Source organism: Acinetobacter johnsonii (assembly GCF_048551975.1).
Taxonomy (GTDB): domain Bacteria; phylum Pseudomonadota; class Gammaproteobacteria; order Pseudomonadales; family Moraxellaceae; genus Acinetobacter; species Acinetobacter johnsonii_A.
Window position 1 is genome coordinate 1 of record NZ_JBIMCF010000285.1, and the last position, 258, is coordinate 258.

Consider the following 258-nt stretch of genomic DNA (forward strand, 5'->3'; position numbering starts at 1 on the left):
CGTTGGAACTCCCAAACGGAGAAATTAAACACGAACTTGTTGACCTAACAGTTGAGGATTCTCGACTGTTTGAAACATTCAAAAATCAGGTTATTATCATCTCATGTGGTGCTATGGCTATCGGTCGTAATGTTGTTTTTTATGTTCGCAAATGCGCGAAACCAGTTTTAGAAGAACAAATGTGAAACCCTAAAAAAAACAGTGAGTTAGCGAAGCTACTCGCTGTTTTGTCTTTCTCTTGATACTAGTGATTAACTA

General features: G+C 37.6%; 1 pseudogene. It reads left to right on the top strand.

The features are described from left to right. Positions 1-185, top strand: a pseudogene (locus ACG9ZB_RS17515) (hypothetical protein); the annotation flags it as partial. Positions 186-258 lie beyond the last annotated feature (73 nt).